Annotated in this window: 25 protein-coding genes; 10 read left to right on the forward strand and 15 right to left on the reverse strand. The window is 71.3% G+C overall.

Features of this window, described 5'->3' with window-relative positions:
* Positions 1 to 29 precede the first annotated feature (29 nt).
* Together ACZ7J0_RS00420 and ACZ7J0_RS00425 are read left to right on the forward strand one after the other, a co-directional pair.
* A complete protein-coding gene (locus tag ACZ7J0_RS00420; RefSeq protein ID WP_470882754.1) occupies positions 30 to 440 on the forward strand; it encodes a CU044_2847 family protein in 411 nt (136 codons plus the stop codon).
* A gap of 70 nt (positions 441 to 510) precedes the next feature.
* The gene (locus ACZ7J0_RS00425) at positions 511 to 1,173 is read left to right on the forward strand and encodes a hypothetical protein (protein ID WP_470882755.1); all 663 of its coding nucleotides are present in this window, start codon (positions 511 to 513) and stop codon (positions 1,171 to 1,173) included.
* A 211-nt stretch (positions 1,174 to 1,384) separates the two neighbouring features.
* Here the strand turns inward: ACZ7J0_RS00425 and ACZ7J0_RS00430 are convergent, their stop codons facing one another.
* Positions 1,385 to 2,350: a pirin family protein gene (locus tag ACZ7J0_RS00430; protein ID WP_470882756.1), complete on the reverse strand. Its 966-nt coding sequence runs from the start codon at positions 2,348 to 2,350 to the stop codon at positions 1,385 to 1,387.
* A gap of 123 nt (positions 2,351 to 2,473) precedes the next feature.
* On the opposite strand from ACZ7J0_RS00430, the gene ACZ7J0_RS00435 reads away from it, so the two are divergent.
* Positions 2,474 to 2,860 carry a VOC family protein gene (locus ACZ7J0_RS00435; RefSeq protein WP_470882757.1) on the forward strand — a complete coding sequence of 129 codons (387 nt, stop codon included), beginning with the start codon at positions 2,474 to 2,476 and terminating at the stop codon, positions 2,858 to 2,860.
* A gap of 36 nt (positions 2,861 to 2,896) precedes the next feature.
* Here ACZ7J0_RS00435 and ACZ7J0_RS00440 read toward each other — a convergent pair whose 3' ends face one another.
* The 4 genes from ACZ7J0_RS00440 to ACZ7J0_RS00455 form a co-directional block, all read right to left on the reverse strand.
* Positions 2,897 to 5,005: a hypothetical protein gene (locus ACZ7J0_RS00440; protein WP_470882758.1), complete on the reverse strand. Its 2,109-nt coding sequence runs from the start codon at positions 5,003 to 5,005 to the stop codon at positions 2,897 to 2,899.
* 6 nt (positions 5,006 to 5,011) lie between these two features.
* Positions 5,012 to 7,738, reverse strand: coding sequence for a hypothetical protein (locus ACZ7J0_RS00445; RefSeq protein ID WP_470882759.1), 2,727 nt, complete (start codon positions 7,736 to 7,738; stop codon positions 5,012 to 5,014).
* 163 nt (positions 7,739 to 7,901) lie between these two features.
* Positions 7,902 to 8,564 carry an IclR family transcriptional regulator gene (locus ACZ7J0_RS00450; RefSeq protein WP_470884063.1) on the reverse strand — a complete coding sequence of 221 codons (663 nt, stop codon included), beginning with the start codon at positions 8,562 to 8,564 and terminating at the stop codon, positions 7,902 to 7,904.
* A gap of 351 nt (positions 8,565 to 8,915) precedes the next feature.
* A complete protein-coding gene (locus ACZ7J0_RS00455) occupies positions 8,916 to 9,749 on the reverse strand; it encodes an HAD-IIA family hydrolase (protein WP_470882760.1) in 834 nt (277 codons plus the stop codon).
* Between the two features lie 115 nt (positions 9,750 to 9,864).
* Here ACZ7J0_RS00455 and ACZ7J0_RS00460 point away from each other — a divergent pair, with 115 nt between their 5' ends.
* A complete protein-coding gene (locus ACZ7J0_RS00460) occupies positions 9,865 to 11,223 on the forward strand; it encodes a phosphoribosyltransferase family protein (protein WP_470882761.1) in 1,359 nt (452 codons plus the stop codon).
* A gap of 146 nt (positions 11,224 to 11,369) precedes the next feature.
* Here the strand turns inward: ACZ7J0_RS00460 and ACZ7J0_RS00465 are convergent, their stop codons facing one another.
* The 6 genes from ACZ7J0_RS00465 to ACZ7J0_RS00490 form a co-directional block, all read right to left on the reverse strand.
* Positions 11,370 to 12,053, reverse strand: a complete 684-nt coding sequence (locus ACZ7J0_RS00465) for a hypothetical protein (RefSeq protein ID WP_470882762.1) — start codon at positions 12,051 to 12,053, stop codon at positions 11,370 to 11,372.
* Positions 12,050 to 12,943: a hypothetical protein gene (locus ACZ7J0_RS00470; RefSeq protein ID WP_470882763.1), complete on the reverse strand. Its 894-nt coding sequence runs from the start codon at positions 12,941 to 12,943 to the stop codon at positions 12,050 to 12,052. The genes ACZ7J0_RS00465 and ACZ7J0_RS00470 overlap by 4 nt, the downstream gene beginning before the upstream one ends.
* Before the next feature lie 352 nt (positions 12,944 to 13,295).
* Entirely contained in the window at positions 13,296 to 13,685 is a 390-nt protein-coding gene (locus ACZ7J0_RS00475) for a hypothetical protein (protein ID WP_470882764.1), read from the reverse strand.
* Positions 13,672 to 14,097: a hypothetical protein gene (locus ACZ7J0_RS00480; RefSeq protein WP_470882765.1), complete on the reverse strand. Its 426-nt coding sequence runs from the start codon at positions 14,095 to 14,097 to the stop codon at positions 13,672 to 13,674. Before ACZ7J0_RS00480 ends, ACZ7J0_RS00475 begins: the two co-directional genes overlap by 14 nt.
* Positions 14,097 to 15,326, reverse strand: a complete 1,230-nt coding sequence (locus tag ACZ7J0_RS00485; RefSeq protein ID WP_470882766.1) for an NRAMP family divalent metal transporter — start codon at positions 15,324 to 15,326, stop codon at positions 14,097 to 14,099. The genes ACZ7J0_RS00480 and ACZ7J0_RS00485 overlap by 1 nt, the downstream gene beginning before the upstream one ends.
* Positions 15,323 to 15,781, reverse strand: coding sequence for a hypothetical protein (locus ACZ7J0_RS00490; RefSeq protein WP_470882767.1), 459 nt, complete (start codon positions 15,779 to 15,781; stop codon positions 15,323 to 15,325). The genes ACZ7J0_RS00485 and ACZ7J0_RS00490 overlap by 4 nt, the downstream gene beginning before the upstream one ends.
* Before the next feature lie 350 nt (positions 15,782 to 16,131).
* Here ACZ7J0_RS00490 and ACZ7J0_RS00495 point away from each other — a divergent pair, with 350 nt between their 5' ends.
* Complete coding sequence (locus tag ACZ7J0_RS00495; protein ID WP_470882768.1) at positions 16,132 to 16,449, forward strand: hypothetical protein; 318 nt, start codon at positions 16,132 to 16,134, stop codon at positions 16,447 to 16,449.
* Between the two features lie 367 nt (positions 16,450 to 16,816).
* Here ACZ7J0_RS00495 and ACZ7J0_RS00500 read toward each other — a convergent pair whose 3' ends face one another.
* On the reverse strand, positions 16,817 to 18,247 hold the full coding sequence (locus ACZ7J0_RS00500) for a dihydrolipoyl dehydrogenase family protein (protein ID WP_470882769.1): 1,431 nt from the start codon (positions 18,245 to 18,247) through the stop codon (positions 16,817 to 16,819).
* 114 nt (positions 18,248 to 18,361) lie between these two features.
* On the opposite strand from ACZ7J0_RS00500, the gene trxA reads away from it, so the two are divergent.
* Positions 18,362 to 18,730 carry a thioredoxin gene (gene trxA, locus ACZ7J0_RS00505; RefSeq protein WP_470882770.1) on the forward strand — a complete coding sequence of 123 codons (369 nt, stop codon included), beginning with the start codon at positions 18,362 to 18,364 and terminating at the stop codon, positions 18,728 to 18,730.
* A 131-nt stretch (positions 18,731 to 18,861) separates the two neighbouring features.
* On the opposite strand, the gene ACZ7J0_RS00510 is transcribed toward trxA, so the two are convergent.
* The 3 genes from ACZ7J0_RS00510 to ACZ7J0_RS00520 all read right to left on the reverse strand — a co-directional run bounded on the left by ACZ7J0_RS00510 (position 18,862) and on the right by ACZ7J0_RS00520 (position 21,651).
* Entirely contained in the window at positions 18,862 to 20,046 is a 1,185-nt protein-coding gene (locus ACZ7J0_RS00510) for a thiolase family protein (protein WP_470882771.1), read from the reverse strand.
* A 177-nt stretch (positions 20,047 to 20,223) separates the two neighbouring features.
* The gene (locus ACZ7J0_RS00515) at positions 20,224 to 20,496 is read right to left on the reverse strand and encodes a hypothetical protein (RefSeq protein WP_470882772.1); all 273 of its coding nucleotides are present in this window, start codon (positions 20,494 to 20,496) and stop codon (positions 20,224 to 20,226) included.
* Between the two features lie 66 nt (positions 20,497 to 20,562).
* Positions 20,563 to 21,651 carry a LacI family DNA-binding transcriptional regulator gene (locus tag ACZ7J0_RS00520; protein ID WP_470882773.1) on the reverse strand — a complete coding sequence of 363 codons (1,089 nt, stop codon included), beginning with the start codon at positions 21,649 to 21,651 and terminating at the stop codon, positions 20,563 to 20,565.
* Between the two features lie 503 nt (positions 21,652 to 22,154).
* Between ACZ7J0_RS00520 and ACZ7J0_RS00525 the strand changes: the two genes are divergently transcribed.
* The 4 genes from ACZ7J0_RS00525 to ACZ7J0_RS00540 all read left to right on the forward strand — a co-directional run bounded on the left by ACZ7J0_RS00525 (position 22,155) and on the right by ACZ7J0_RS00540 (position 25,731).
* Entirely contained in the window at positions 22,155 to 23,408 is a 1,254-nt protein-coding gene (locus ACZ7J0_RS00525) for an MFS transporter (RefSeq protein WP_470882774.1), read from the forward strand.
* Between the two features lie 56 nt (positions 23,409 to 23,464).
* The gene (locus tag ACZ7J0_RS00530; RefSeq protein WP_470882775.1) at positions 23,465 to 24,163 is read left to right on the forward strand and encodes an alpha/beta fold hydrolase; all 699 of its coding nucleotides are present in this window, start codon (positions 23,465 to 23,467) and stop codon (positions 24,161 to 24,163) included.
* 90 nt (positions 24,164 to 24,253) lie between these two features.
* Positions 24,254 to 25,138: a DUF4158 domain-containing protein gene (locus ACZ7J0_RS00535; protein WP_470882776.1), complete on the forward strand. Its 885-nt coding sequence runs from the start codon at positions 24,254 to 24,256 to the stop codon at positions 25,136 to 25,138.
* Positions 25,139 to 25,161: 23 nt separating this feature from the next.
* Positions 25,162 to 25,731, forward strand: coding sequence for a Tn3 family transposase (locus tag ACZ7J0_RS00540; protein WP_470884068.1), 570 nt, complete (start codon positions 25,162 to 25,164; stop codon positions 25,729 to 25,731).
* The last annotated feature ends 1,182 nt before the right edge of the window (positions 25,732 to 26,913 follow it).

The raw sequence follows: 26,913 nt of genomic DNA on the forward strand, positions 1-26,913 counted from the left end.
CTTCCCACTGGACGGAAGGGTTCCGGAACATGCCCGAACTGATCGAGATGCACTTGGCCGAGGGTGGCACGGTCTGGGTGGAGGTTCAGGATGACCTTCCCTCGATCGAGCGCGTGGGCAGGGGCGACGACGCCCTGCGCTCAAGCGCGCGCACGCTGCAGGACGCCCTGTCCCGCGTGCGCCCGGCTGTCGACGCGGTCGTGGACCAACTGCGTTCCGCGGCGGCCCCTCCGGACGAGGTGAACGTCCAGTTCGGAATCAAGATCACCGCAGAAGCGGGAGCGGTGATCGCCAAGGCGGCCACGGAGGCCAACTTCACCGTCTCGGCCACCTGGTTGACCGGGCGAAGCGTGGGCGCAGGAGGCGGTTCGACCGCCGCGAACGGCGAGGGAGCACCGCTTCCGACCGCGGCGTCGCCACAGGACGCACGGAGCGCCTGAAACGGGGCGATCAGGGTCCCCTCGACGGCGCGTTGATCACGTGTGGATCATCGCCGCATAGGGTGTGTTCATGTCACGTACACGTACCACTGTTCTCGCCGCCCTCCTCGGTCTTGTCACTCTCACGTCCTGCTCCTCCAGCGACGCGCAGAACGCGGCAGACCAGGGACCGCTTGGCGATGCCGTCAAGCCGATCACGAAAAACCTCAGCCAGGGCGAGATCTCCCAGGCGTTGCCGGGCATCGGAGAGATACTCCCCGGCTGGGAGCCGTACCGCGGCAAGTCGGCGACCGAGGGCCAGTACTGCACCGAGTCGAAGGACACGAAGGACGAGTCCGCGCCCAGGGGCTGGGTGCGGGGCGGTGACGCCGATTACCTCTACCAGGGCTCCACGGACAACATGATGGAAGTCCGGATCTGCCTGTTCGACACCCCGGAGAACGCCCAGAGCACGTACACGGTGTGGAAGGGGAGCGAGAAGAACAAGGAGCAGCGCCCCAAGAAGGAGATCGGCGACGAGGCGACGTTCGTCGTGAATCCCGGGCTGAGCGAGGACTCGGTCTCCGCCTTCAGCCGCTCCGGCAGAGTCAACATCAAGGTGAAGATCCAGGGCACCGGTGGCGACACGACCCCTGCCCAGGACATGCTCACCGCCACGCTCAAGCGCCTCCAGCAGGTCCAGGACGGCGAGCGCGCCACGGCAACCGCCCACGACGAGGCGTCGAAGAGCTAGAAGCGCCGGCCCGGGCCGTGTCCGGCGCCCTCCGGGCCGAGGCGACCGGTGTCGGCCCGGGGGGCCACTGACGGTACGGCTTCCCGCCGCAGGGCTCACCACATTCCGTCGGCATGCGGCGGCTGAGGCCCCGGACGGTACGCGATGATCCAGGTCCGCGTGTGTCCGGGGGCCTGCGGGCAGGGCACTTCCAGCCGGCCACCCCCGCGGGTCAGCGCACCCGGCCCCGTGGTTTCAGCGCCACCGGCGGGAGTTCGGGGGCGGGGAGCCGGCCCCCGTCGTAGCCGTGGACCTCGCCAAAGCGGGTGGAGTTCATCCAGTCGTCCCGGGCCTGTTCGATCTCCTCGTGGGAGCGTCCGATGAAGTTCCACCACATGACGATCTCCTCCTCGAACGGCTCACCCCCGAGCAGCATCAGGCCCGCGTCCGACTCGGCGCGCAGGGGCAGTTCGGTGCGGCCGCAGCCGAGGTAGAGCATGGAGCCGGGGAGCAGGGGGACGGAGTCGACATGAGCCTCGCCCGACATGGCGAGGACGGCGTACTCGAAGTCGGGGTCCAGGGGGAGGCTGGTCTCCGTGCCGCTGGTGAGGGCGAGGTCGGCGCCGAGCAGGGGCGTGTAGGTGGAGCCGGGTGAGCGCGCGCCGTCGAGTTCGCCCAGGATCACGGTCGCCGTGAGGCCGCCCGCGGTCACGCGCGGGAGGTCCGCGTGGTGCTGGAAGTGGGGTTCGACGTGGCGGTGGGCGTCGGGCAGGGCGACCCAGAGCTGGGCGCCGTGCAGGAAGCGGGCGTGCGGACGGGGGCTCTCCTCGGAGTGGGAGATGGCCCGGCCCGAGGTCATCAGCCCGAGCTCGCGCGGGCGCACGGTCTGGAGGCTGCCCGTGCTGTCGCGGTGCAGTACCTCGCCGTCGTGCAGCCAGCTGACGGTCTGCAGCCCCATGTGCGGGTGCGGCGGGACCTGCATACCGGGCTCGTCGGCGATGTCATCAGGACCGTAGTGGTCGACGAAGGCCCAGGCACCGACCATGCGGCGCCCGAGGTTGGGCAGCAGACGGCGCACTTCGGTCGACTCGCCGAGCTGGACGTGACGCGGGCTGAGGAGCTCGCGCACCGGCTCGGCCGCGACGAAGCCGCGGCCGCCGCAGACGGAGAGCGCGGCCTGGCGATCTAGATTGCTCATGATGCTCAACCTATTCCGGTCCGGGTGCCGGGAGGCGGGGTACCCGCATGGAAATCCTAGTGGAATGTTCAACGGCATGGCGTGTCGCGGAGGCCCGTGACGCCGGCGGCTAGGGTGCCTCGCATGGTGCACGTACTGAGCAGCAGGATCCTGCTCCGTCCCACCGATCCCGAGCGCTCGCGCGCCTTCTACGGCGAGGCGCTGGGCCTCGCCGTCTACCGGGAGTTCGGCACGGGGCCCGAGCGCGGCACGGTCTACTTCCTCGGCGGCGGTTTCCTCGAGGTGTCCGGGCGCGCCGACGCGCCTGCGGCGCCCGGGCTCCGGCTGTGGCTCCAGGTCGCGGACGTGCGCTCCGCCCATGCGGAGCTGGAGCGGCGGGGCGTCGAGGTGGTGCGTCCGCCGACGGTCGAGCCGTGGGGGCTCGTCGAGATGTGGGTCCTCGATCCGGACGGGGTGCGGATCGCCCTGGTGGAGGTCCCGGAGGAGCACCCGCTGCGCTACCGCCCCTGACCCTCCCGACCCCGGAGTGCGCTTCGGCGGCGGTCCTCAGGGGCGGAAGGTGAGGTCCTTGCCTCCCTTCAGGAGCGGGCCGTCGTTGGACTCGGTCCACTCCTTGTGGCCGATGAGGTCCTGAAGGCATATGTCGTCCGCCGTGGCGATGGCCGCACCGGGCTGGGCGGCCGAGGTGTATTTCCGGTTGGCGGCGATGTTGTGGTGGACCGTGGACCGTACCGCCTCGATGGTCAGCTCCAGGCGCGGGGCGTCCGGGAACTCCCCCTGGAGCGCGAACACCCCACCCCCTTTGGCGAATTGCGGCGTGCCCACAGGCGCGCGGTGTTCGTTGAATCCTGCCGCGTTGCCCGTGATGGCGCAGGACGCGTCGATGCGGACGGTGACCTTGGTGACCTCGAAGACCTCCCGGAGGATCGCGGTCCACATGTCGGGAACCGGTCCCATGTTGCCCTCGGTGTCGGCGAAGTAGACGATGCCGCCGCCGGGGCGGTCGCTGGTGACGTTGGAATCGGCGGCGGGCGTGGAGGCGGTGCGGCCGGCGGCGCGGCCGATCCTCGTGGCCGTCAGGGTGAGGCCCGCGTTGCGGGCGGCGATGCCCCCGCCGCCCGGTTTGGCCTTGCGTTTCTCGCCCGGCCGGGGCGGGGCCTCCGCGCCTCGTGAGGTGTTCGCGCTGATCGTGCAGCCGTCGATCACCCCGGCCGACCCCATGGTGAGCCGGAGGCCTCCGCCCATGCTGCCGGCGGTGTTGCCGGAGATCTCGGTGCCGGTGAGCCGCACCGGGGAGAGCACGGACGCGTACAGCCCGCCGCCGTCGTCGGCGCAGACGTTTCCCGTGAGGCGGGACTCCTTCACCGTCACCGCCTTGGCCCTCGCGTCCGTGATCTCCTGCTCCTGCCAGGCGTCCCAGCGGCCGAGGCGGAGCGCCGAGGCGGAGAGGGCGTAGAAGGCGTGCATGAGGGCGTCGTCGAGGCGGAGGTTGACGAGGTCGAGCAGGATCCGCTTGGCGTTGGTCAGCACCGGGTTGGGATGGAACGGATCGGCGAGCCAGCGCACGTAGTCGACGAGATCCCCGGGAGTGAGGCCGATGATCGTCCCGGGTGAGAGAACGGCGGCGCGGGCAGCCGCGCCCTTGTCGACGAGGAAGCGGATCAGATCGAGTTCATTGAGATCGCGGGTGAGCTTGCCGGGGAGCGCGACCTCACAGCCGATGCCGCCGCCGTCCAGCCTGCCCCGGCTGCCGGAACGGTTCCGGTCGATCCAACAGCCGTCCAGCGTCGGCCAGCCATAGCCGACGACCGCCATTCCGCCGCCGCGTCCCTGTGCGCTGTTCCCCCGGATCAGGCACTTGCGTACGGTCGGGCTCGCCCAGACGGTGGCCAGGCCGCCGCCGAAGGCCTGGCCCGCCAGCCAGTTGGCCGTGGTCCCGGCCGGTACGCGGGCGTCGAAGCGGCGCTCGACGTCGGCGAGCAGGGCCGACCGGTCCAGGGGCGGCAGTACGAGCCCGGGCCGGATCAGCGCGATCAAAGGGTTGGCCAGCGCGATGACGAAGTTGACCGCCTTGACCGCCGCGGGCGAGACGATATCGCCGATCAGATCGACGACATGGCTGCGCAGTGCCTTCCGTGACGCTTCGGGCCACGCCGGAAACGGCGCGGATTCCGTGGTGTTGCCGAGGATCGCGCACCGCTCGATGAGGACGTCGTCCGCGTCGACCACGGCGATTCCACCGCCGGCTCCCAGCGCGGGGTCCTGGGGCTTGTGGACGGAGTGCCCGCCGGTGATCCGCAAACCACGGACGACCACCGGGCCGAAGCCCGCGCGGTCCCTGATCCCGGCCCCGATGCGCAGGACCCGGTGGTGCGCCCCCTTCTTCGGGGTGATCGCGGGCAGTTTGGTGAGGTCGAAGCGCGGGGCCGTGGGGTCGGCCGACGGATTCGAGACGAGATGCTCACTGGTCAGGGTGAGTGGCTTGTCCAGGACGAGCTCGTCCTCCGCGTAGGTGGCGTTGTCCAGGACGATGACGGTGTCTCCGCGTCCGGCCACTCGCAGGGCGTCCCCGATGGTCCGCGCCGGTTTGTCCCTGCTGTCGAACTGCCCTGATCGGACGCCCTTCTTGGCGTGCACATAGCGCGTCGTCACCATGCCGGCCTACAGCTGCTGACCGGTCTTGGGGTCGTACGTGACCTCGACGGCGACGACCTGGTCGGTGGGCAGGACTTCGAGCCACTGGTCGAACACCTGGTACGGCTCGGCCGGCCGGAACCCTCCGCCGAGCGGGTCGAAGCCCGTCTCGAAGACCTTCTCGGTCTTCAGGACGTTGGCGATGCTGGTGTTGGTCTCCTGTAGTTCCTTGGCGAGCAGCTCCAGCACCTGCCCGATGGTCTTGTTCCGGTACTCCTCCGGATCACCGGGCTGCCAGGTGTACGGCTTGTCGAGCGCGGCCTCGCCCTCCACGCCGGCCTTGGTGAGCCAGCCGAGCGCCTCGAGCTCATGGCCCGGCATGATTGGGAGAACCGCTTTCACCCAGGCCGAGTTCAGGAACTCGTTGCGCCGCTCGTCGCCGTCGTTCTGCACCAGCCAGCCCAGTGAACTGCCCATCGGTGCCGGGCGGGACTCGTCGGTCACCAGATAGTCGACCCGCCACTCCTTGGGCACCTGGGGCGCGGGCTCCCCTTCAGGCGGTGGCGGGGGCACCTTGGCGTCGGGCGGGTTGTGGGAGGAGGTCCGCGAGTACTGCGTGAGAACGGTCTCTCCGGCCAGCGGGTCGGCCGGGTCGCCCTCCCATTGGGCCCGCGGTACGGGATAGCGGCCGAGCGAGTCCCCCTGGGCGGGGGCGGAGACGTCGTCCGGACGCCAGAAGTCCGGTGCGACGAAGTACAGCATCTGGTCGACGTCGAAGATCCGCCGGATCAGCTCGGACTCCAGATGAGCGTCCTTGGCGTCGAAGAGCTGGAGCCTGTCGACGAGGCCGGCGAACACGGACTGCCGCTCCTCCTTGCGCAGATCGTCCGAGGGCCTGGTCCGCACCTTGCTCAGCTGGTTCACCCGCTCCCGCACGGCGTTGGCGTACGCCTTGCGCTGGAGGGCCGCGACCTCCTTCTCGTAGAGCGCCAGAGCTTCCTTGTAGGCATCCTCCCCCGGGTGCTTCGCGGGCGGCTCCCAGCGCAGGGAGAGGGTGAAGGTGATGGGCGGCGAGCCGCCGAAGTGCACGTTGTCGGCCCTGACCTGGAACCTTCCGGTTTCCGGCTTGGTGATGACGTACTTCACCAGGAACTTGGCGTCGGCGCCCGACCCCGTCTTCGCCGAGATCAACTGGACCAGCTCCGGGTTGGTGTTCAGTGTGTAGCCGGGGGCGGGGGGAATCGAGCCGTAGTCGAAGTTGGCGACGATGTACTCGTCCTCCTCGCCGCGCCACATCCGGTCGAAGTCGCCCTGGCGCTTCCAGTCGGCGTCGTTGTGCGGGGCGTTGGTGCTGTCCTGGTGTTCGACGATGGGGAACGTGTTGGTGAAGCTCGTCAGGATGGGCGCCAGTGGCTCGGGCGGCTCTGGCTTCTTGACGGAGGTCAGGTCGGGCGCGGGGACGACATCGACGAGCTCACCGAGTCCCAGCGTCCGGCCCGGCGCGTTGACGAAGACCTGCCAGCTCATCCGGGTTCCGATGTGCTGCACCTGGACGCCGACCTTGCGCATCTTGCGCCGCAGCTCGTAGTTGACCAGCTGGTCGGAGGTGTTCTGGACGACATAGCGCCTGCTGGAGGTGTCGGTCGTCTCCGTCACCGTCTTGAACGTGGTCTTGAAGTTGCGCCGGATCTCGCTGGAGACCTTGCTGCTCTGCGTCCGGGTGTGCTTGTGGGTCGCCTCGGACGACTTGCTGGTGGTGTTCTTGCTGCTGAAGCTGGCACTCGCGTCGGCGTGGTAGATACCGGCGAAGCTCGCCCCGGCGCCGGCGCTCGCACCCAGCGTGGTGTCGTTGGCGTTGGACTCCTTGACCGCGTCGGCCACATCCGTCTGGTCGGTCAGGCTCTCCTCCACCTTGCGGGTGCTCTCCTCGGACTGCTCGGCGGTCTTCTCGACCAGCGTCCGCCGTGTCGTCGACTCGATCACCTCCACCATGCCGCCCGGGCTGATCCACAGATGACCGGCCGGGGCGCCGAGGAACGTGTCGAACTCGAAGAAGTACTGCCGGAAGAGGTTCACCAGCCCGACCGGGGACAGGATGCCCTCGGTCGGAGGGTCCTGGCCCGCGAACCGCGCCAGGGTGTCGTCGTGAAGACCGCGCGCCGCCGCGCCGGCGAACCGCGCCCGGTCGAGCTCCGCCCCGACAGCGGCGGACAGCCGGCCCGCGCCCGAGTAGCCGAGCCAGCCGGGCAGGGGCTGATAGACGCCGAAGATCTCGCTGGCGTACGGCAGGGTGCCGGTGAACTCGGTCACGGGCCGCCCCGAGGGGCTGGTGGCACCGGAAGCCGGGGCGGGAAGCGTCTGTACGCTCCCGACGGGCCCGCCCTGGGCCTTGGCGAACGGAGTGACGGACCACTGCTGTCCGACCGTCTTCGTGACCAGGAACAGTTCACGCTCCGTCTGGCCCGGCGGAGCGACGAAGGAGAGGGTCTGGGTGCCCGAGCCGCTGACCGAACGGCCCACGTACTGACGGCTGATGCCTGCCTCGGACTCGACGAAGGTCCCTTCCAGGGCCGGGACACCGGGGAACTCCTCCGGGTCGCGCACGTCCACATCGGCCGGGAGCGCGAGGGCGACGCGCTGGGCGGCATGGAGATCGCCCGGACTGCCGGGCTGAACGGTGTACGACCAGACGTGGTACGAGGAGAACGGGGCCGGCAGCGGTGCTCTGCCGGCGAACTTGACGATCAGCGTCACGGGTCTGCCTCCTCGGATCACGCCCGGAAGCACGGGCGTTCGGCGACGTGAGCGGGATGCGCGAACGTGAGCGGATGCGATCCCAGGTACCAGCGTGATCGTCCGGACGCGCGGTGTCGCGCGGCGGTCCGCTGAGCGGAACGGGCGCCGGAGCCGGCGTGGTTCAGCGCAGGCCCGCGCTGATGGCCCTGCCCGCTCCCGCCACCGCTTCCGCGAGGCGGGGCAGGCGGTACGCGGCGTCGACGATCACGCAGAGCGCCGCGACCGGTTCTCCACCGCGGTTGCGCAGCGGAACGGCCGCACAGCACACTCCGGCGAGGATCTCCTCCCGGTCGAAGGCGATCCCCCGGTCGCGGATCGTCGCCGCCTCGCTCGCCCACCCGGCAGGCAGTGGTCCGAACGGCTGCCCCGGACGCGCCTCCGCCAACAGCACCTTTCCGGCGGCCGTGTTCCACGGCCAGCTCTCGCTCGGCCGGAGCGACACCAGCCCCCCGAACGCGCCGGGAACTCCGGTGACCGCCATGGTCCGGCCCTCCCGGAGCACACAGATTCCCACAGCCGCTCCGGTGGACCGCGCCAGCGCGTGCACGGGACTTCTCGCCGCGGCGAGAAGTCCCGTGTGCGGCTCCCATCCGCGTCCCAGCCGGAACGCCCGTGAACCCACCCGATACCGGGCCCGGTTGCGCTCCACCACACCCAACTCGACCAGTTGCTCCAGCAGGCGGTACGCGGTCGTCTTGGGCAGGCCCGTACGTGCCGCGACGTCGGTCAGCCCCGATTCCTCCACCGTCTGCAAGGTGTCCAGCAGCGCGAACGCCCCTTCCAGTACCCCCCGTCCGGCCTGATGCGCGCCCGGGTTCGTGCCCGGATCCGCGACCGGCGGTGAGGCGTGGGGTGGGGCGTGCGACGGCGGAGAGGGCGGTCGTGCGAATGCGGATGCCGCATTCGTGAGCTCGCGCACCGAGTCCATAGATGAAATCCCCCCATATCCATGCCTCGATTAAAGGGGGTTGATCGACCGCCGGACAATTGGCGCCGGGGTGTTCGGGGAGGGCGCTCGGTGGCGTGCTCTTTCTTGCGTACGCGCCGCATGCGTCAGGTGAGGGCCCCGAGCGGGAATCGCCCGTCGTGATTCGGGTAAATGGGCCGGCCGGCCGATCCGGGTGACGGCAACCCGCTACTCCTGCCCCTCCAGCAGCCCGGGCAGGTCGGCGATGGAGTCGAGGACGTGGTGGGGCGCGCCGGTGGCCGCCCGGTGCGTCTCGGGGAGGTACTTGCCCGTCTTCACGAGCACTCCCGTGATGCCGACGCGCTGAGCCGCCAGTACATCGGACTCGATGTCGTCGCCGACCATCAGTGTCTCCGCGGCTGTGACTCCGAGGTGTGACAGAGCACTGGCGAAGAAGGCCTTCGCCGGCTTGCCGGTGATCTCCGCCTCGGTGCGGGCCGCCTTCTCCAGGCCCAGGAGAAAGGCCCCGGTGTCCAGGTCGAGGCCGGCGTCGGTGCGCCAGTAGAGATTGCGGTGCATGGCGACGATCCTGGCGCCGCGCTGCACGTGGTGGAAGGCCCGGTTGAGGGCCTGGTAACTGAACGCGTCCCCCGCGCCGCCGAAGACGACCACGTCCGGTGGTGCCCCGGGATCGTCCCCGTCTCCCTCCCCCGCGGCGGCCCCGTCGATCAGCGTCACGCCGGTGAGGTCCTCGTGGACGTCCCCGGTGTTCACCAGCAGGCAGCGGGCGCCGGGGTGGTTCTCGCGCAGGTACGCGGCGGTGACGGCCGGCGCCGTGAGGACGTCCTCGACGCCGACCGGAAAGCCCGCCGCGGCCAGCTTCTCGGCGATGGCGGCACGGGTGCGCGAGGTGTTGTTGGTGACCAGGGCCAGCGGGAATCCCGCGGACCGCAGCCGTTCCATGGCCGCCACGGCGCCGGGCAGCGGCTTCCACGACACCGTGAGGACACCGTCGATGTCGATCAGTACGGCCCGGATGCGACCACTCGTGCGACCACTCATGGACCGACCGTCCCCGACTTGCGGGCACGCCGCAAATGGGGTTGCGTCGAAGGAGGTGTGGACGTGGATTCCGTCTCCCGGATTCCCTCTCCCCTGGGTTTGGGGGTGCACCACGGTGCTGTTCACCGATCGCACAGAAGCCGGCCGACGCCTGGCCGAGGAGCTACGGCATCTGGAACCGGATCGTCCCGTCGTCCTGGGCCTGCCCCGGGGCGGGGTGCCGGTGGCGTTCCAGGTCGCGCGGGCGCTCGGGGCACCCCTCGATGTGATCGTGGTGCGCAAACTCGGCGTTCCCTACCACCGTGAACTGGCCTTCGGCGCCATCGGTGAGGGTGGCGTACGGGTCATCACCGACGACATCGTCCGCCGAAGCCGGGCCGCGCCCGAGGAGCTCGCGGCGGTCGAGGAGGCGGAGGAGGCGGAGCTCGTACGCCGGGCCCGGCGCTTCCGCGACGAGCGGCCGCGGGTCGCGCTCACCGGGCGCACGGTGATCGTGGTCGACGACGGGATCGCGACCGGCGCGACGGCGGCGGCCGCGTGCCAGGTGGTACGGGCGCAGGGCGCGGCCCGGGTGGTTCTGGCCGTTCCCGTGGCGCCCCCGGACGCGGTGACCCGGTTGAGCGAAGTGGCGGACGAGGTGGTGTGCCTGTCGTCGCCGGCCGCGTTCCGGGCTGTCGGCGAGTGGTACCAGGACTTCGCGCAGACCCCCGACGAGGACGTGGTGGACCTGCTGGCCCGGGCGGCGCACGAGGACGCGGCCACGGACGCGGCGAGTACGGGCACGGGCGCGGGCACGGGCACAGCTACCGGTGCGGCGCCGGCCCGCCCCTTCGCCGAGGCCGTCGCCGAGGCGGTCGTGGTGGAGGCGGGCGGAGTCCGGCTGGCCGGGGACCTCACGCTGCCGATCGGCGCCGGGCCGGTCGTCATGTTCGCCCACGGGTCGGGCAGCAGCCGGCACAGCCCCCGGAACCGCTCGGTCGCGACGGCCCTGAACCGGGCCGGTCTCGGCACCCTCCTCTTCGACCTGCTCACGCCCTCCGAGGAAGCGGAGCGGGCCAATGTCTTCGCCATCGAGACGCTGGCCGAAAGACTCGCGGACGCCACGCGCTGGCTGCGCAGCCGCGCGTCGGTCCCGGTCGGCTACTTCGGAGCCAGTACGGGCGCTGCGGCGGCGCTGCGGGCCGCCGCCTCGCCCGACCTCGACATCGGCGCCGTGGTCTCGCGCGGCGGCCGCCCCGACCTCGCCGGCCCGCATCTGTCGGACGTACGGGCGCCCACGCTGCTCATCGTGGGCGGCGACGACACGAGGGTCCTCGACCTGAACCGCCAGGCACAGCGGCAACTGACGTGCGAGAACCGTCTCGATGTGGTCCCGGGCGCCACGCACCTCTTCGAGGAGCCGGGGGCGCTGGACGCGGTGGCGGAACTGGCGAGGGGTTGGTTCGGCGAGCACCTGACGGCTCAGGAGGGGTGAGACACCGCACGCTCAGGAGGGCTGTCACCACAGGGTGACAAGCGGGCGGGGACAGTGCCCGGACGGCCGCCCCTGCACGCGGCGCGGCGGGTGCAGGCACTCGCGCCCGCCCGCCCGCGTCGGACGGGCGGACGGGCAGCCGGGCGTCAGGTCCACCCGCTGCCCCGCGGCGCCGTGGGCTGGTAGTCGGGTGGCGGCGGAACGGCGGGGGCCGGCTCATGGAGCAGCGGGATCGCCGAGCGCAGCCGGAGGATGCCGGGGAGGTTCAGCCTTCCCTTCCGTTCCGCCAGGACGATCCGCTGGACGGAGAGCGTGCCCTCGATCGCGCACTCTCCGCTGCGTACGGCGACCAGGTGGGCGTCCCGGACGACGGCCACGAGCCCGGAGATCCGGTAGACCATGGTGAGGACGACGTCGAGGGTGCCGATCTTGGCGGCGTCGACGAACACGTCGACGTGCGGCCGGTGGCTGGAGGTGATCCTGTGCGTCGCCATCGCGACCACTTCCTGGCTGCCCGGCGTGTCGCGGGTGCGGCGCGCGGCCGCGGTGAGGGCGGCGTGCCTGCGCCATCCGCCGGCCGCGAGATCGAGGAGGTCCAGGCCGAGGAAGCCGTCGAGCACGGCGGCAAGTTCCTCTTCGACGGCCCGGTCGGCGGCGGGTGTCAGACCGCGCAGTCCGTCGGCCAGCACCCCGGTCACGCCCTGGGCACGGAGGGGACCGACGAGAGCGCCGGTGGAGTCCGGACCGTCCTCGCCGAACAGGAAGGCGCGTACGGTGACGGGCTCCGCGGGGGGCTGGGTGACGGGCTGTGCCGCTGGAATCGTGGTCATCGATCCACCTCGTCGATGGTCTGGTCCCCCGGGTCCGCGTGTGGTTCGAGCCGTACGCTGCGGGTCGCCCCGGCTCCGGGCTCGGTCTGCTCGGTCTGCTCGGTCACATCGGCGGACGCGGCGCCGGAACGCAGCGCCGTGCGGACGTGGCTCCGGACCCAGCGGGGGCCGCGGTGCCAGCGGCTCATGAAGGCGAACGCGCCTGCGGCGAGGAGCAGTACGCCGCCGAGGCCGGCCGGACCGACGACCCAGGCGACGGGAGTCGACGACTCCCCGCCAGTACCTCCACCGTCCGTTCCGCCACCGTCCGTGCCGCCATCATCGGTACCCCCGTCAGTCCCCCCGTCCGTACCCCCGTCCGTACCGCCGTCGGTGCCGCCGTCCGTACCGCCGTCGGTGCCGGTCCCCTGCGTCACCGTGAAGTCGGCCTCGGCCCCCACACCGGGGTCGTCCACGCACTGGGCCCGTACGGGGTGCGGCCCGACGGACGCGTCGGCGGGAACCGTGAACCGAACGGAGAAGGAGTAGTCCTCCAGGACGTCGGCGGTACCCAGCGCGTCTTCCTCCCACAGGAGCTCCGCACTCTCGCAGTTGAATCCGGAACCAGTCGCCTCGACAGTCTCCTCGGCGGGGCCCTCGGTGGGATCGAGCGTCAGCGCCCTCTCCGTCGGGGGCGGCGTCACCACCGTGAAGGTCGCCGAGCCGGAGGCGCGGGCCTCTCCCCCGGGTCCGTAGCAGGTCGCCACCACGGGGTGGTCTTCCTCGGTGGCGTCCTCGGGGACCTCGAAACTCGCGTCGAAGTGCCCGTTCGCGTCGACCGTTCCCCGGGTGCCGATCTGGCCCCCGTCCCAGGTGAGGTCGACCTTGACCTCGCGCGTGGTTTCCCCCACCGCGGTGCGGAGGCGACAGCCCCCGAATCCCTCGCCGCTGACGTCGACCGACGTCAGCGGCGGGCCCTCGCTGGGGCTGAGAGTGATTCCCTGCTTCCGAAACGCCCCCGCGTCCGCGGCCGCGCCAACGCCCGCCGTTGCGTGCCCGCCCGCCCATGCTCCCGAGAAGGCAGTCGGTCCCACCGCGACCGCAATGCTCACCAGCACTGCTGTCAGCCATCGGAGAACCACTCGCGCGGCAGAAGACATGAGGCAGGGGTTGAGGAGAGAAAGGCGGGCGCGTCGCGCCGGTCACCATCCCCATTCTCCTCCGCCCGGCGTGGATCCGCTCGCGTGCCGGGAGTTGCGCACGTCAGAGGGACTTGGCCCAGTCGTCGTGGGCGCGGGCGAGCGGGGTCAGGTCCTCCCCGCGGACGGTGAGCCGTACCGTTCCCGCTTCTCCCAGCCGCTCGGGACGTTGATGGGCCGCGACCCTCTCCCACGGCACCCAGCGGGCGCGCCGGGCGGCGCGGCGCGCCAGCCACGTCAGGGGCAGGGGGCCGTCGACGGGCCGGTGGTCGTACGCGTACAGCCGGCCGCGCCCACGGGTGGCCACCACCAGTCCTTCGACCCGCAGGACGGTGCCGACCGCGCCGGATCCCGACGGCGCCCGGCGCTCGACTAGGCGCACGTCGCCGACGTGGCCGATCTCCTGGCCGGAGGAGTCGAGGACGCGCGCGCCCATGAGGTCAGCCAGCCGCATGACCGGACCCCGGGAGTCGGCCGATGACGTTCTCTCGCATCCAGTCCTCCAACGCGTGGACACCCGACCCGGCCTCGGGAAGGGAGACGGTCAATACGGCTCCGATGCCCGTGACATGACCCATGTCGAGGCGCGCCGCGCCCTCCTCGTGGCCCGTGTTCAGCCGCCGCTGGACGGAGGTGAGCCACCGCGCCGTCATCCCGCCCAGCCGGGGCGCGAGAGCCGCCGGTCCCACCAGCACGGCCGTCACATAGGGGCGACCGTGCTCGTCGTGCTCCAGCTCCAGGTCGTCGACCTTGCACACCGGCCTCTCGTCCTGGTCGACGACCTGACGGTCGAGCAGGTGGAAACGGGCGCTGTAAGCGCGGCCGAGGCGGCGACGGGACCGCTCGGGATCTTCGTGACGGGGCATCAGAGTCCTGCCTTCGTGGCGATCATCAGGGGAATGGCCGCGGCGGCGGCGACCAGCACGACGACCAGATAGACGCCGCCCATGACGTTGGCGAGGCGGCCGTTGACGGCCTCGCCCATGTATTCGGGGTCGTTGGCGACGACGAGGATCGGCAGGTACGTCAACGGCAGGGCGACCGCCGCGAAGACCAGCGAGTACTCGGTCACCTTGATCGGGTCCACGCCGGTGAGGATCAGCATCATCCCGCCGATGAGGGACACGATGACGACGGCGTGGAACCGCGAGGCGGTGCGTGGCGCCGCTGTCTTCCCCCACGTCCAGCCGAAGTACTGGGCGACGGTGTAGCCGGAGGACAGCGCCGTCTCCAGGGCGGCTCCGAAGGTGGCGGCGAAGACACCGAGCAGCACGAGGGCGACGCCGGCCTTCCCCAGGGAGTACGCCACCGGCAGGACGACCTGGGACAGGTGCTCGACCGCCACTCCCGCCGGGTGCAGCAGCAGCGCCGCCGCGGTCATGATGGCCAGGGCGAGCAGGCCGCCGAGGGGAAACCCTATGAACGCGTTCATCCGTGCGGTGATGAGGTCCTTGCGGCCCCAGCGCTCCTCGATGCCGCCGGAGGAGAAGAAGAACACCTCGTACGGTGTCATGGCGCTGGCGAAGAGCGCGATGCCGTAATAGAAGTACGTCGGCAGCCCCTCTCCACCGGGCACCTCGGGGTGGGTGACCCGGTCGATGACGCCGCCCCACTCCGGGTCGAGCTGGATGACGGCGACCACGAAGACGATCAGGGCGAGTCCGGCCAGGCCGAAGACCCGTTCCATGGTCTCGAACCTGGTCCGCCAGACCACCAGCCACACGAGGAGACCGACGGCCGGCACCCAGAGCAGGTAGTCGACGGAGCTCATCAGCTCGACGGCCAGGGCGACGCCGGCCAGTTCCGCGGCGAGCGTCAGCACGGTCACCAGCAGCGAGCCGACCAGGTTCGCCAGGGCGACGCGGGGACCGAGCCGTTCACGCACCAGGTCGAAGGTCGGGCGGCCGGCCACCGCGGCGACCCGGCCGGCCATCTCCGCGTACACGCAGATGCCGACCACGCCGACGAGGAGCACCCAGACGAGCGAGAAGCCGAAGCGCGCGCCGACCAGGGAGGAGGCGACGAGGTCTCCGATGTCGACGAAGCCGCCGATGGCGGTCAGGATGCCGAGCGTGACGGCGAGCAGGCGCTTCACGACGACAGCTCCTTCTCGAGCGCGTCCAGCCGCCCGGCCACCGCGGGCAGCGCCGCGGCCTCGTCGGGCAATTGGCGCACCTCTCCGCGGCGGGCGGCGATCCGGACGTCGGCCAGGGCGTCGGCGGCGTCGTCGAGAGCCTTGCCGAGCCGGTCCCTGATGGCGTCGCTGTGCTCGCTGGGCGGCTGCCGGGACTCGAAGGTGCTCTGGGTGGCCAGCAGATCGGTCTCCGCCTCGCCGAGGAGCGTGGAGACGTACGGCCCACTGACCTTGCCCCGGCCCGCCGCCTGGACGCCGATGAGGGCGGTGTTCACGACGGAGGCGGCGGCCTCCGCGGTGTTGGCGGCCTTGCGCCGGTAGTCGTCGTCGGTGCGGGACGGTCCCGCACAGCCCGCCGCGAGTGCCAGGGCGACGAGTCCGGCGACCGCACCCGCCCGGCGCCCCGAGGTCCTCATCGGCCCCTGACCACGAAGTAGAGCCCCACGGCCAACAGCACCGCCAACTGGCCCCATGCCGCAAGCAGCACCAGTCCTTGGTCCATGCGTCACCTCACTCTCACCGTGTGGGCGATCGCGTACCCGCTTTGGGGGCAGGGACGCACGCACATCGTCGGCGCGCCCCGGGAAGGGTGCGCTGTCGCTTCGGCCGTACGACGTCCGCCCCATCGACCGCCGGAGTGAAATGACCGAATTGCTGCACTCTACGGCGTGTCGTTGGGGATTGATACCTGCCGGGTGCTACGTCGGCGCCCTTTTCGCAGATTCCGCCCGCCGCGGTCCGGGGGGCGTGAAGGGAGCATGTGGTGATGCGTACTCGGATAGGCTCTGTGGCCGCGCTCGTGGTGACCGTGTGCGGGATCGCCGCGCCCTCGGCCGCGGCCGCCCCGGTGAGCGACCAGGACGCGATGGTCGTGAAGGCCGTACACCAGGGGAACCTCGCTGAGATCGCCGCCGGGCACGACGCGGGGACGGTGAAGGCCGGCAGCGGCGGGCAGCTGGCCGAGATCACCAACGACCCGCTCACCATCGCCGGGGCGGTGAGCCTCGCCGCCGGCGGGATCCTCGCGGGCTTCGGCACCGTGTGGCTGATCCGCAGTCGGCGCCGGTCCACCCAGGACCGTTGACGCGGGGCCCGGCGGTCGCCGGGCGCTCGCGGCCACGGCGGCGGCCTCGGCGCCATGGGCGTGGGGCTGGGCGATGGTGACGGGCCCGAAGCCTTCGGTGGACGCGGGTGTGGTGCCGCCGGCCTCGGTGGCCACCGTCGCGCCGGGCGCGCGGCCCGCCACCTCACCGCCCTGGGAGGTCAGGGGCCCGAACGGCTTGCGTGTCCCGCTCGTTCCGTCGCCGCCACCGCCGACGGCGCGCCGGCGCTGCCCGGGGACGCGCGCCGCGGCGGGTGGTGGGCGATCGGGGCGCCGGCCGGAGCCGCCCGGGGCACCGTCCTCCTCGCCGGACATGCCGACACCCCCGAGGGGCCCTGTCCTCCCTCCCTCAGCCTCGGTACGTCTCCAGGAGCCGCAGCCACACTTCGCTCATCGTCGGGAACGCCGGTACGGCGTGCCAGAGCCGCTCGAGGGGGACCTCGCCCGCCACCGCGATCGTGGCCGCGTGGAGGAGTTCGCCGACGGCCGGCCCGACGAAGGTGGCGCCGAGGACGACCTCCCGGTCCAGGTCGACGACCATGCGGGCGTGGCCCCGGTAGCCGTGGGCGTAGAGGCCCGCGCCCGAGACGGCGCCGAGGTCGTAGTCGACCGCGCGTACGCGGTGGCCCGCGGATTCGGCGGCGGCGAGGGTGAGGCCGACCGAGGCGGCCTCCGGGTCGGTGAAGACGACCTGGGGCACGGCGGCGTGGTCGGCGGTGGCCGCGTGGGCACCCCAGCGGCCGGTGTCCAGCGCGCCCTTGCCCGTGGCGCGGGCGGCGATCGCCCCGCCGGCGACGCGGGCCTGGTACTTGCCCTGGTGGGTCATGAGCGCGCGGTGGTTGACGTCTCCCACGGCGTAGAGCCAGTCGCTGCCCTCCACCAGACAGCTGTCGTCGACGCGGATCCAGGAGCCCGGTTCGAGCCCGACGGTTTCCAGACCGATGTCGTCCGTGCGCGGTGCGCGGCCCGTGGCGAACAGGACCTCGTCGGCCTCGACGTGGTCCCCGCCGTCCAGGACGACGGTGACGGGTCCGGTGCCGCCGTCACGGACGACGGCGGCGACGGCGGTGTGCCGGCGGACGTCTGCGCCGGCCTCGGTGAGGGCGTCGGCGATGTGCTCGCCGACGAACGGTTCCATCCGGGGCAGCAGCCCCCCGCCCCGTACCAGCACGGTGACCCGCGAGCCCAGGGCCTGCCACGCCGTCGCCATCTCCACGGCGACCACTCCCCCGCCGACGACGGCGAGCCGGCCGGGGACGTGCGCGGAGCTGGTGGCCTCACGGCTGGTCCAGGGCTTCGCGCCGGTCAGGCCGGGCAGCTCGGGCAGGGCGGCGCGGGTGCCGGTGCACACGGCGACGGCGTGGCGGGCGGTGAGGACATGGTGCTCGCCCTCGGGGCCGGCGACGGTGACCCGGCGCGTCCCGTCGAGACGGCCGTGGCCCCGGTAGAGGCGGGCGCCGACGGATTCCATCCAGTCGGCCTGGCCGTCGTCCTTCCAGTGGGAGGCGTTCCAGTCGCGGTGCGCGAGGACGGCGGCGGCGTCCAGCGGGCCCTGGACGTCCTGGCGCAGCCCGGGGACCTTGCGGGCGTCGGCCCGCGCGAGGGCCGGGCGCAGCAGCGCCTTGCTCGGAACGCACGCCCAGTACGAGCATTCACCGCCGACCAGTTCGCTCTCCACGACGGCCACCTCGAGGCCCGCCGCGCGTGCCCGGTCCGCCACGTTCTCGCCCGTGGGCCCCGCGCCCAGCACCACTACGTCGTACTCCACCGCTCGCGTCATACCGCACAGTGTGGTGCGAGGTGTGCGCCCTGGCCACATGGGCAGCGGAATAGCGCGGGCCCGTGCGCCGTTGTGGGGGCACGAGTCGGACGACGACCGGAAGAGGTAGGAAGCATGAGCACTGTCGAGCTCACCAAGGACAACTTCGATCAGATCGTGAGCGAGAACGAGTTCGTTCTGATCGACTTCTGGGCTTCCTGGTGTGGTCCGTGCCGTCAGTTCGCCCCCGTCTACGAGCAGGCGTCCGAGCGTCACGACGATCTGGTCTTCGCCAAGGTCGACACCGAGGCGGAGCAGGAACTGGCCGCCGCCTTCGAGATCCGCTCGATTCCCACACTGATGATCGTCCGCGACAACATCGCGGTGTTCGCCCAGCCCGGGGCCCTGCCGGAGGCAGCCCTGGAGGATGTCATCGGGCAAGCCCGCAAGCTCGACATGGACGAGGTGCGCAAGTCCGTCGAGGCGGCCAAGCAGCAGGGCTGACACCCGTCTGGGCCGGATGAAGGGCGCGTTGCCCCTCGGGGGCACGCGCCCTTCCGCGTCAGCGCGTCCGTACTCGGCGTTCCCGTGGCCCCGGCCGTACGCAGCGTTCCCGCGGTCGGCCCGCCGAGTGCTCAGCGCTCCAGGACGAGCGCCAGTCCCTGACCGACGCCGATGCACAGCGCCGCCAGGCCCGTGCCCGAGCCCGCCGCCGCCAACTGGTGGGCGACCGAACCGGCCAGCCGCGCGCCCGACGCCCCCAGAGGGTGTCCGATGGCGATGGCGCCGCCGCGCGGGTTGACGAGGGCCGGGTCCAGCTCCGGCCACTCGGCGAGGCAGCCCAAGGACTGTGCGGCGAAGGCCTCGTTGAGCTCGAAGGTGGTCAGGTCCTCGAAGGTCCGGCCCGCCTTGGCGAGCGCGCGCCGGACCGCCTCCACCGGACCGAGGCCGAAGAGCTGCGGCTCGATTCCGGTGACGGCCGAGGCCCGGATCCGGGCGAGCGGCTCGCGTCCGCACTCCCGCAGCCCCTCCTCGTCGACCAACAGCAGCGCGGCGGCGCCGTCGTTGAGCGGCGACGCGTTGCCCGCGGTCACCGTCCCGTCCGTACGGAACGACGGCTTCAGCCGGCCCAGGGCATCCAGGGAGGTGTTGTCGCGGATGCACTCGTCGCGGGCGAGGTCGACACCGTCGTAGGGCACGACCTCGTCCTCGTACAGTCCCTTCGCCCACGCCTCCGCGGCCTTCTGGTGGCTGGCGAGCGCGAACGCGTCCTGCTGCTCGCGGGTGATCGTGTGCTTGTCGGCGACCAGTTCGGCGCCCTCGCCGAGGGCGACGGTCCATTCGGCGGGCATCCGCGGGTTGGTCATGCGCCAGCCGAGCGTCGTCGAGTGGAGCTGCTGATGGCCGGCCGGGAAGGCGCGTTCCGGCTTCTGCATCACCCAGGGGGCGCGGGACATCGATTCGACACCGCCCGCGATCGCGACCGTGGCGTCGCCGAGCGCGATGGCGCGGGCGGCCTGGATGACGGCTTCGAGGCCGGAGCCGCAGAGCCGGTTGACAGTGACGCCGGGCACCGAGGCGGGCAGACCGGCGAGCAGGACGGCCATGCGGGCCACGTCCCGGTTGTCCTCGCCGGCGCCGTTGGCGTCGCCGAAGTACACGTCGTCGATCCTGGCCGGGTCGAGCGCGGGCGCGCGGTCGACGAGCGCCTTGACGACGTGCGCGGCCAGGTCGTCCGGGCGGACGGAGGAGAGCGCCCCGCCGAACTTGCCGATCGGGGTGCGGACGGCGTCGACGATGTACACGTCGCGGATGCTCATCGAAATCTCTCCCACAGGCCGCCGGGCGTTCGCCAGGTGAAATATCATTCAGGAATTGCGTCGCCCGAGTCTGCGTCGGGTGACGCCCCCTGTCAACGCCCTCGCGCGGAAGTGAGTGGCTCTTGCACGCAACGGCCTCGTCGCCGCGCGCCCGACGGTCACGGGCCGCCGTGGCGCTCAGCGGTCACGGCCCTCCCGCGCCACCAGAGCGGTGAGCCCGTAGTCCAGCTCGGCGCCGTCCACGAGCAGCGCTTCCACGGTACGTGTCTCGGGGTCGATGTCGGCCACCAGACCGTGCCCCGCGTAACGGGGATAGCCCGAGGCGCCCCTCTCGCCCGTGGCCTCGACGACCGCCGAGCGAATGGCACTGTCGCGGACGGACGCGTCGCCCCGGTCGTCCACGTGCTCGGGTACCAGCAGGATCTCGAAGCGTTTCGGAACTGTGCTCATGGACGCGACGCTAAGCCGAGGCGCCCCCGTTCGCGCGCCGGACAGGCGATGCCGGCGGCGGCCGTGTCAGGTGGACTCCCGCCGGACGGCCCGCGCGCCCATGAGGTCGTGCCGCTCCCGCGCACCCTCCGGGTCGCGGACCACCCGGTCGACCAGCTCGGCCAGGCGCTGCCCCGACACCATGTCGATCCGGACCGTGCTGAGCCGGGGCCTCAGAAGCCTGCCGAGGAGCAGATCATCGGAGCCGATCACGGCGGTTTCTCCGGGGATGTCGACGCCCGCGTCCTGCAGTGCGCGCATCAGGAGCATCGCGTACTCGTCGTTGTACGCGAACACCCCGTCCAGCGCGAGATCGCGCCAGCGGGCCGCGAGCGCGGCGGCCGACTCCTCCTCGTACCGCAGCGGAACTGGCTCGATCACGGCATCCGTACCGCTCACGGCCCGACGGGCGCCCTCGAGGCGGGGCTCGGAGAACATCTCCAGACCCGGCTCCCCGGGCATCACCACGCCGATCCGCCGGGCCCCGCGCTCCAGCAGATGGGCGACCGCGCAGCCACCGACCTCCCGCTGGTCCATGACCAGGGAGTGGGCGCCCTCGACCCGCCCGGCGCCGAGGGTGATGACGGCCTTCGCCCCGGAGCGCTTGAGGACGCCGACGCCGTGCGGGGTCAGCGCGATCTCGCCGAGCGAGACCACCGCGACGGGGCGCAGCTCGGCCCAGGCGCGCGCGGCCTCGTCGCCGTCGAGACCGAGGCTGCCGTACTGGACGACGGTGTAGTCGAGGCGCCGCAGCGCCCACTGGAGCTCGTTGAAGAAACGGCTGTAGAGGGGACCCACGGGGATGTGCGCGGTGGGCAGCAGCACCATGCGGCTGTGGCCGGCCCGCAGACTGCGCGCGGCCGCGTGCGGCACGTACCCGAGCTCCTCGGCGGCCGCCCGCACTCTGCGGCGGGTGGGCTCGCTGATCCGGACGGCCGCGGTGTTGTTCAGTACGTACGACACGGTCGCCCGGGAGACTCCCGCGAGCCGGGCGACGTCGGCGCTGGTGGGGACCGGGCGCTCGGTCGCGGGCGCGGGGCGCCCGGCCGGGGGACCGGGGAGCTCGGCGGGCTGTCCGGATGCCGGACGGGAGGTCCGGTGGGGTGTCTGTGTCATCGCGTTCGGCATCCTTCCAGACCAGTGCGGGCCTCGAACTGGTGGATGGCCTGATTCGAGCGCCGGGGAACGCCCGTCCCTGACGCCGACGCACCGCGGGCCGACAGGTGCGTTCGATGCCGCGCCCTCCGCCCTCAGGCACCGGCCGAACCAGGCCCGGCCGACCGGGCGTTGACGATCGGGCGACCTCACGTCCGTCACGGCGGGGTCGCCGGGTGCGCGAAGCGTTGCGGACGAGCCAGGACTCGAATCGGCGCCGGCCCGACTCGGCGTCATCAGCCTCCGTCGCTCGGGCCGGCGGGCCCGACGTCCTCGCCGCACAGCACGAAGCGAAGCGACCAGGGGTCTAGCGCACGGGCTCACGCTGGTGCTACACAGTCCCCACCGTCACTTACACGTGTAAGCACGCGCCGCCGGGATCCCGGGACACACCCGTCGGCGACGCCGTCGTGCCCTGTGGCGGCACCACCGCATCCGTTCCGTACACCGCCCAGGAGGGCACCGTGGCGCTTTCCACCCCTGGCTCGGGCGCGGCCGAGACCGCCGCTGCGACCGATGTCAGACGCCCGGCCAGGGGACTCCTCCCGCTGCTGCTGGCCGGCAACACCGCCATGTACGCGCTCTACATCGGCGTACCCGGCGTCCTGCTCGCGCTCCAGATCGAGGCGATCGACCCCGCGGAGAAGGTGGCCAACTTCGGTCTGGTCTCCGGCGTCTCCGCGATCTTCGCGACGATCTTCAACCCGGTCGCGGGGGCACTCTCGGACCGCTCGGGACGCCGCAACCCGTGGATCCTGGCCGGCGGGCTGGCGGCGATACCCGTGATGCTGCTGCTCGGCAGCGTCCACACGATCCTGCTGGTGATGATCGCCTGGTGTCTCGGCCAAGCGGTGATGAACATCTACCAGGCGGCCCTCACCTCGGTGGTTCCCGACCGGGTGCCGACGGCCGCCCGGGGCAAGGCATCGGCGGCGGTCGGTCTCGGCCTGCCCATCGGCTCCACGATCGGCGCGCTGCTCGGCGCCGCCTTCTCGGAGGACTACCGCACCGGCTATCTGGTCTTCGGTGCGATCGTGGCGGTCGCGGCGGTCCTCTTCTCCGCCTTCGCCCGCGAGGAGCGCATGCCCGCCAAGGCGCCGATGCCGGTCCGCGAACAGCTCGCCGCGTTCGGCAGCGCGCTCAGGGACCACGACTTCCGCTGGGCGTTCATCGGCCGTGCCCTGCTGATCCTGGGTTACTTCTCCGTCGCCGGATTCCAGCTCTACATCCTCAAGGACCACACCGTCCTGCCGGCCGGCCTCAAGGCCGAGGAGGCCGTGGCGATCCTCATGCCCGTGAACAGCGCCGCGATGGTCGTCTCGACGGTCCTCGGCGGCTGGCTCTCCGACCGCTACGACCGCCGCAAGCTCTTCGTCGGCGCCTCGGCAGCGCTGGCCGCGGTCGCGCTGGTGATCCCGGCCGTGTCGACCAGCTGGGCGGCGATGCTGGCCTTCTCCGTCGTCAACGGTCTGGGGTTCGGCTGCTACATGGCCGTGGACACGGCCCTGGTCACGATGGTGCTGCCCACGGCGGAGGACGCCGCCCGCGACATGGGCGTCCTCAATGTGGCCAACGCCGGCCCGCAGATCGTCGCCCCGTTCGTCGCCTCGCTGATCGTCTCGCTCAGCGGCGGCGGCTACACCGGACTGTTCCTGGTCGCGGCGGTGTTGTCGGTGCTGGGCGCGCTCGCCGTGCGCCCGATACGGACCGTGCGCTGACTCCGGCCGACGCTGCCGCAGGACCCCACTCCCACCCCTCCCCGAAAGGCACCGACGTGCAGCTGCACACCACCACTTGGGGCACGGGCGACCGTGTCGCCCTGCTGATCCACGGCATCATGGCGGACCACCGCACCTGGCGGAGGGTGGGACCGGCCCTCGCGGACCGCGGCTACCGCGTGATCGCGGTCGACCTGCGCGGGCACGGCGCGAGCGGTCGTGCCGACACCTACACGCCGCAGGACTTCGCCGACGACATCGTGGAAACGCTGCCCACCGCGGCCGAGTTGGCCATCGGCCACTCGCTGGGCGGTCTGACGCTCGCGTTCGCCGTGGAGCGGCTCGCGCCGCGGCGTGCGGTCTTCTCGGACCCGGCCTGGCATCTGGCGGGCGGCGGGGACGGCTTCCGGCCGGAGATGTTCGCCCGGGCCAAGGGGGTGACGGGTGAGCAGATCCGGGCGATGAACCCGCGGTGGGAGACGGCCGACGTCGACATCGAGCTGGAGACCCTGAAGCTGTGGGACGAGCGATCGGCGTACGGCCTCGAGCCGTTCGCCGGGGTGGACCTGCTGCCGGCGAAGCCGGCCGTACCGTCGCTGGTCACGCTCGCCGACCCGAGCTTCCTGATCTCCGAGGCGAAGGCCGGGGTCCTCCGGCAGAGGGGTTTCGAGGTCCGGACGGTCGCGGGGGCGGGCCACACGATCCACCGCGACGACTTCGACGGTTTCATGGCGTCGCTGGACGGCTGGATCTGAGGCCCCAGTAGTTCCCGCCGAAAAAACAACGCTAAGCCCGCGAGGTTCCCTCTGATCTGGGGTGATCTCGGGGAAGGCGGGGCGCGGCCGTTGCCGGGCGCAGGGTGGCTCGTTGGGCTGACCGGTGACGGGACGGCGGGCGGATGGCGACGAGGCCCTGCGGTCGTTCCCGACGATCGGCAGGGACGAGCTGATCCGGTACTTCACTCTCACCCGGCGGACGAGGCGTTCCTGCGGAAGTTCCGCCGGGCCCAGAACGTGCTCGGCGCCGCTGTGCAGCTGTCTGCCCTGTCCTGGCTGGGCTTCGTTCCTGACGCTCCGCCTGCCGCTCCGCCTGGGGCGGTCGGCCGCCTGGCCCGTCACCTTGGGCTCGCCGTGGCCGATCTGGCGGGCTACGGCGAGCGTGAGCAGACCCGTGCCGATCGTCTGCGGGAGATCGCCGAGTATCTGGGGTGGAAGCCGGCGAAGACCATCGAGCTCAAGGAGCTGGACGAGTTCCTGCTGGCCCGCGCGATGGAATACGACGCCCCGAGCCTGCTGTTCCGGCTGGGCTGCGAGTATCTGCGTTCGGCGAAGGTGATCCGGCCCGGTGATGTCTCACTGCTGGAGAGGGTCGCCTCCGCCCGCCAGGCGGCCGAGCAGGAGACCCACGCCCGTGTGGCCCATTTGCTGAACCCCGAGCGGGCCAGCGGTCTGGACGGGTTGCTGGTCTTCTATGCGAAGTTACGGTCCTCACGGTTGCACTGGCTGGTGACCGGGCCGGTGCAGGCGTCGCCGGCGAGCGTGGGCGGCGAGGTCGAGAAGCTGAGGTTCCTGCGGGGACTTGGCGCGGACACCCGCGACATGTCGTCCCTGCCCGCCGAACGGCGCCGCTACCTGGCGCAGGTCGGGCGCCGTCTGACCGCGCAGGCCCTGGTGCGGCGCGAGCCGAACCGGCGCCATCCGATCTTGCTAACGAGGCAGAACCGCTGCTGACGAAGAAGGCCAACCTGGACCTGATCGCCGATCACTGGGACGACCTGCTGCGGCTGGCGGGGTCGCTGAAGTACGGGCACGCCACCGCCTCCCTGATCGTCGGCAAGCTTTCGGCGTCTTCCCGGCAGAACGCGCTGGCCGCCGCGCTGAACGGGTACGGGGCGATCCGCAGAACGATCTACGCGGCGAAGTACCTGTCGGACGAGGGCTACCGACGCAAGATCGCCCGGCAGCTGAACAAGGGCGAGTCCTTGCACGCCCTGCGCCGCCAGCTCCACTACGCCCGCGAGGGCAAGGTCACCCGCCGTCAGCCCGAGCAGCAGAACGAGCAGGCATGGTGCCTGACGGTGGTGACGAACGCGGTGGTCTGCTGGCACACGGAGTACATGGGCCTGGCCGTCGGTGAATTGCGCGGGGCCGGCCGCGAGGTGGATGCCGAGGTCCTGACGCATATCTCGCCGGCCCGCAGCTCGGTGGTGAACTACTACGGCTCTATCACTGTCGACTACGAGCACGAACTGGCCCAGCTCGACGACCAGGGACACCGGCCGCTGCGGACCGTGGCCGTGGACGATCCCGGAGCCGGGCTGTAGAGCAGCCAGGCACGCGCTACTGCTGGAGCGCTATCGGCACGCCATCGGCCACGACGTACACCGAAACCAAGGCCGGATTCGCAGAATTCGCACCGCCGACCACAGGCCCAGCATCCCACCCAGCTCTCCGCAATGTGATTATCGATTCAACAAGATCACGCGAAGTCGCCAGCAGAGACGCTGCGCCTTACGCTAGGAATTTGGGAGTTGCGGGCCACTCCGGGCGACTGTCAGGCACGGGAGAGCTAGGCCCGAAGACGGGGCATGCCACTTCCTTTCGCGTTGGCATTTTCCACAGTTTCATCTAGGTGTAGAGACGTCCTCACGGCGCAGGGGACATCTGCACTGCAGACTCTTTCCGTGCCGCTCCACCGCGCGGGAGCCCCGGCTGGCGCGACATGAGAATTCTGACACCACTTCTTTGCGGAGCTTCTATGCGCCGCGCCGAATGGCCTCCATTGACCAGGCCTCAAATACGACGGCTTCGCACCAATTTGATGCACCATCAACAAAGGAGGTAAAATGAGCGGGTTCAGGGACATTGTGGGGCCCATTAAATTCCGGTTCACGAAGGAGGGGTGGACGAGGGGAGTGGAAATCCGCGGCCTTCCGGCGCTGAATCTGCGGATCACGTTGGCGTCCCAGCCTGGTCCGGGAGGTGACATCCAAGCGCAGCTGCACCGCCTGGGTGGCCCCGTAGGCGGCCCCGTAAGCCTGCCGGCGGACGGAGCATCGCATGACCAGACCTGGGCCAACCTAAGTCCGGGCATGTACAAGGTGGCTTTGACGAGCAGTGCGCCGCTCCAAGGCCAAGCGAAGACCGGCACTTATGCGCTCAGCAGTGACGCCCCGGAAGCCGACGAGGCCTTGGCCTCCTTTGGCGGGGACGAGCTCGAAGAGCCCCAGTTTCTCGAGTAGACAAAGGGACGACAGGTGCTTTCCGCCCGCTGCGTGATCCGCGCAGCTGATTGTGGACGGTGGCTTGGCAAAGGAAGGCTGGAGGAGTCATGACGGATGGCAGTACGGTCGCCATTTACGGCGTCACGCCGGAGGGTGAGTTGCGGTGGTACCGCCACGACGGGTGGCAGGACGGCACCGCAAGCTGGACCGCCGGACAGGGCGGAGTCAGGGTCAGCGGCGGCTGGGACATCTACACCACCGTGTTCGGCGGCGGCGAGGGCG

The organism is Streptomyces sp. NPDC038280 (assembly GCF_055600045.1).

Coding starts and splice junctions, on each gene's coding strand:
- ACZ7J0_RS00420 (WP_470882754.1), top strand. CDS start 30: ATGCCCGAACTGATCGAGATGCACTTGGCCGAGGGTGGCACGGTCTGG.
- ACZ7J0_RS00435 (WP_470882757.1), top strand. CDS start 2,474: ATGGTGCACGTACTGAGCAGCAGGATCCTGCTCCGTCCCACCGATCCC.
- ACZ7J0_RS00480 (WP_470882765.1), bottom strand. CDS start 14,097: ATGCCCCGTCACGAAGATCCCGAGCGGTCCCGTCGCCGCCTCGGCCGC.
- ACZ7J0_RS00430 (WP_470882756.1), bottom strand. CDS start 2,350: ATGAGCAATCTAGATCGCCAGGCCGCGCTCTCCGTCTGCGGCGGCCGC.
- ACZ7J0_RS00495 (WP_470882768.1), top strand. CDS start 16,132: ATGCGTACTCGGATAGGCTCTGTGGCCGCGCTCGTGGTGACCGTGTGC.
- ACZ7J0_RS00475 (WP_470882764.1), bottom strand. CDS start 13,685: ATGCGGCTGGCTGACCTCATGGGCGCGCGCGTCCTCGACTCCTCCGGC.
- ACZ7J0_RS00500 (WP_470882769.1), bottom strand. CDS start 18,247: ATGACGCGAGCGGTGGAGTACGACGTAGTGGTGCTGGGCGCGGGGCCC.
- ACZ7J0_RS00465 (WP_470882762.1), bottom strand. CDS start 12,053: ATGACCACGATTCCAGCGGCACAGCCCGTCACCCAGCCCCCCGCGGAG.
- ACZ7J0_RS00490 (WP_470882767.1), bottom strand. CDS start 15,781: ATGAGGACCTCGGGGCGCCGGGCGGGTGCGGTCGCCGGACTCGTCGCC.
- ACZ7J0_RS00520 (WP_470882773.1), bottom strand. CDS start 21,651: ATGACACAGACACCCCACCGGACCTCCCGTCCGGCATCCGGACAGCCC.
- trxA (WP_470882770.1), top strand. CDS start 18,362: ATGAGCACTGTCGAGCTCACCAAGGACAACTTCGATCAGATCGTGAGC.
- ACZ7J0_RS00425 (WP_470882755.1), top strand. CDS start 511: ATGTCACGTACACGTACCACTGTTCTCGCCGCCCTCCTCGGTCTTGTC.
- ACZ7J0_RS00440 (WP_470882758.1), bottom strand. CDS start 5,005: ATGGTGACGACGCGCTATGTGCACGCCAAGAAGGGCGTCCGATCAGGG.
- ACZ7J0_RS00510 (WP_470882771.1), bottom strand. CDS start 20,046: ATGAGCATCCGCGACGTGTACATCGTCGACGCCGTCCGCACCCCGATC.
- ACZ7J0_RS00515 (WP_470882772.1), bottom strand. CDS start 20,496: ATGAGCACAGTTCCGAAACGCTTCGAGATCCTGCTGGTACCCGAGCAC.
- ACZ7J0_RS00455 (WP_470882760.1), bottom strand. CDS start 9,749: ATGAGTGGTCGCACGAGTGGTCGCATCCGGGCCGTACTGATCGACATC.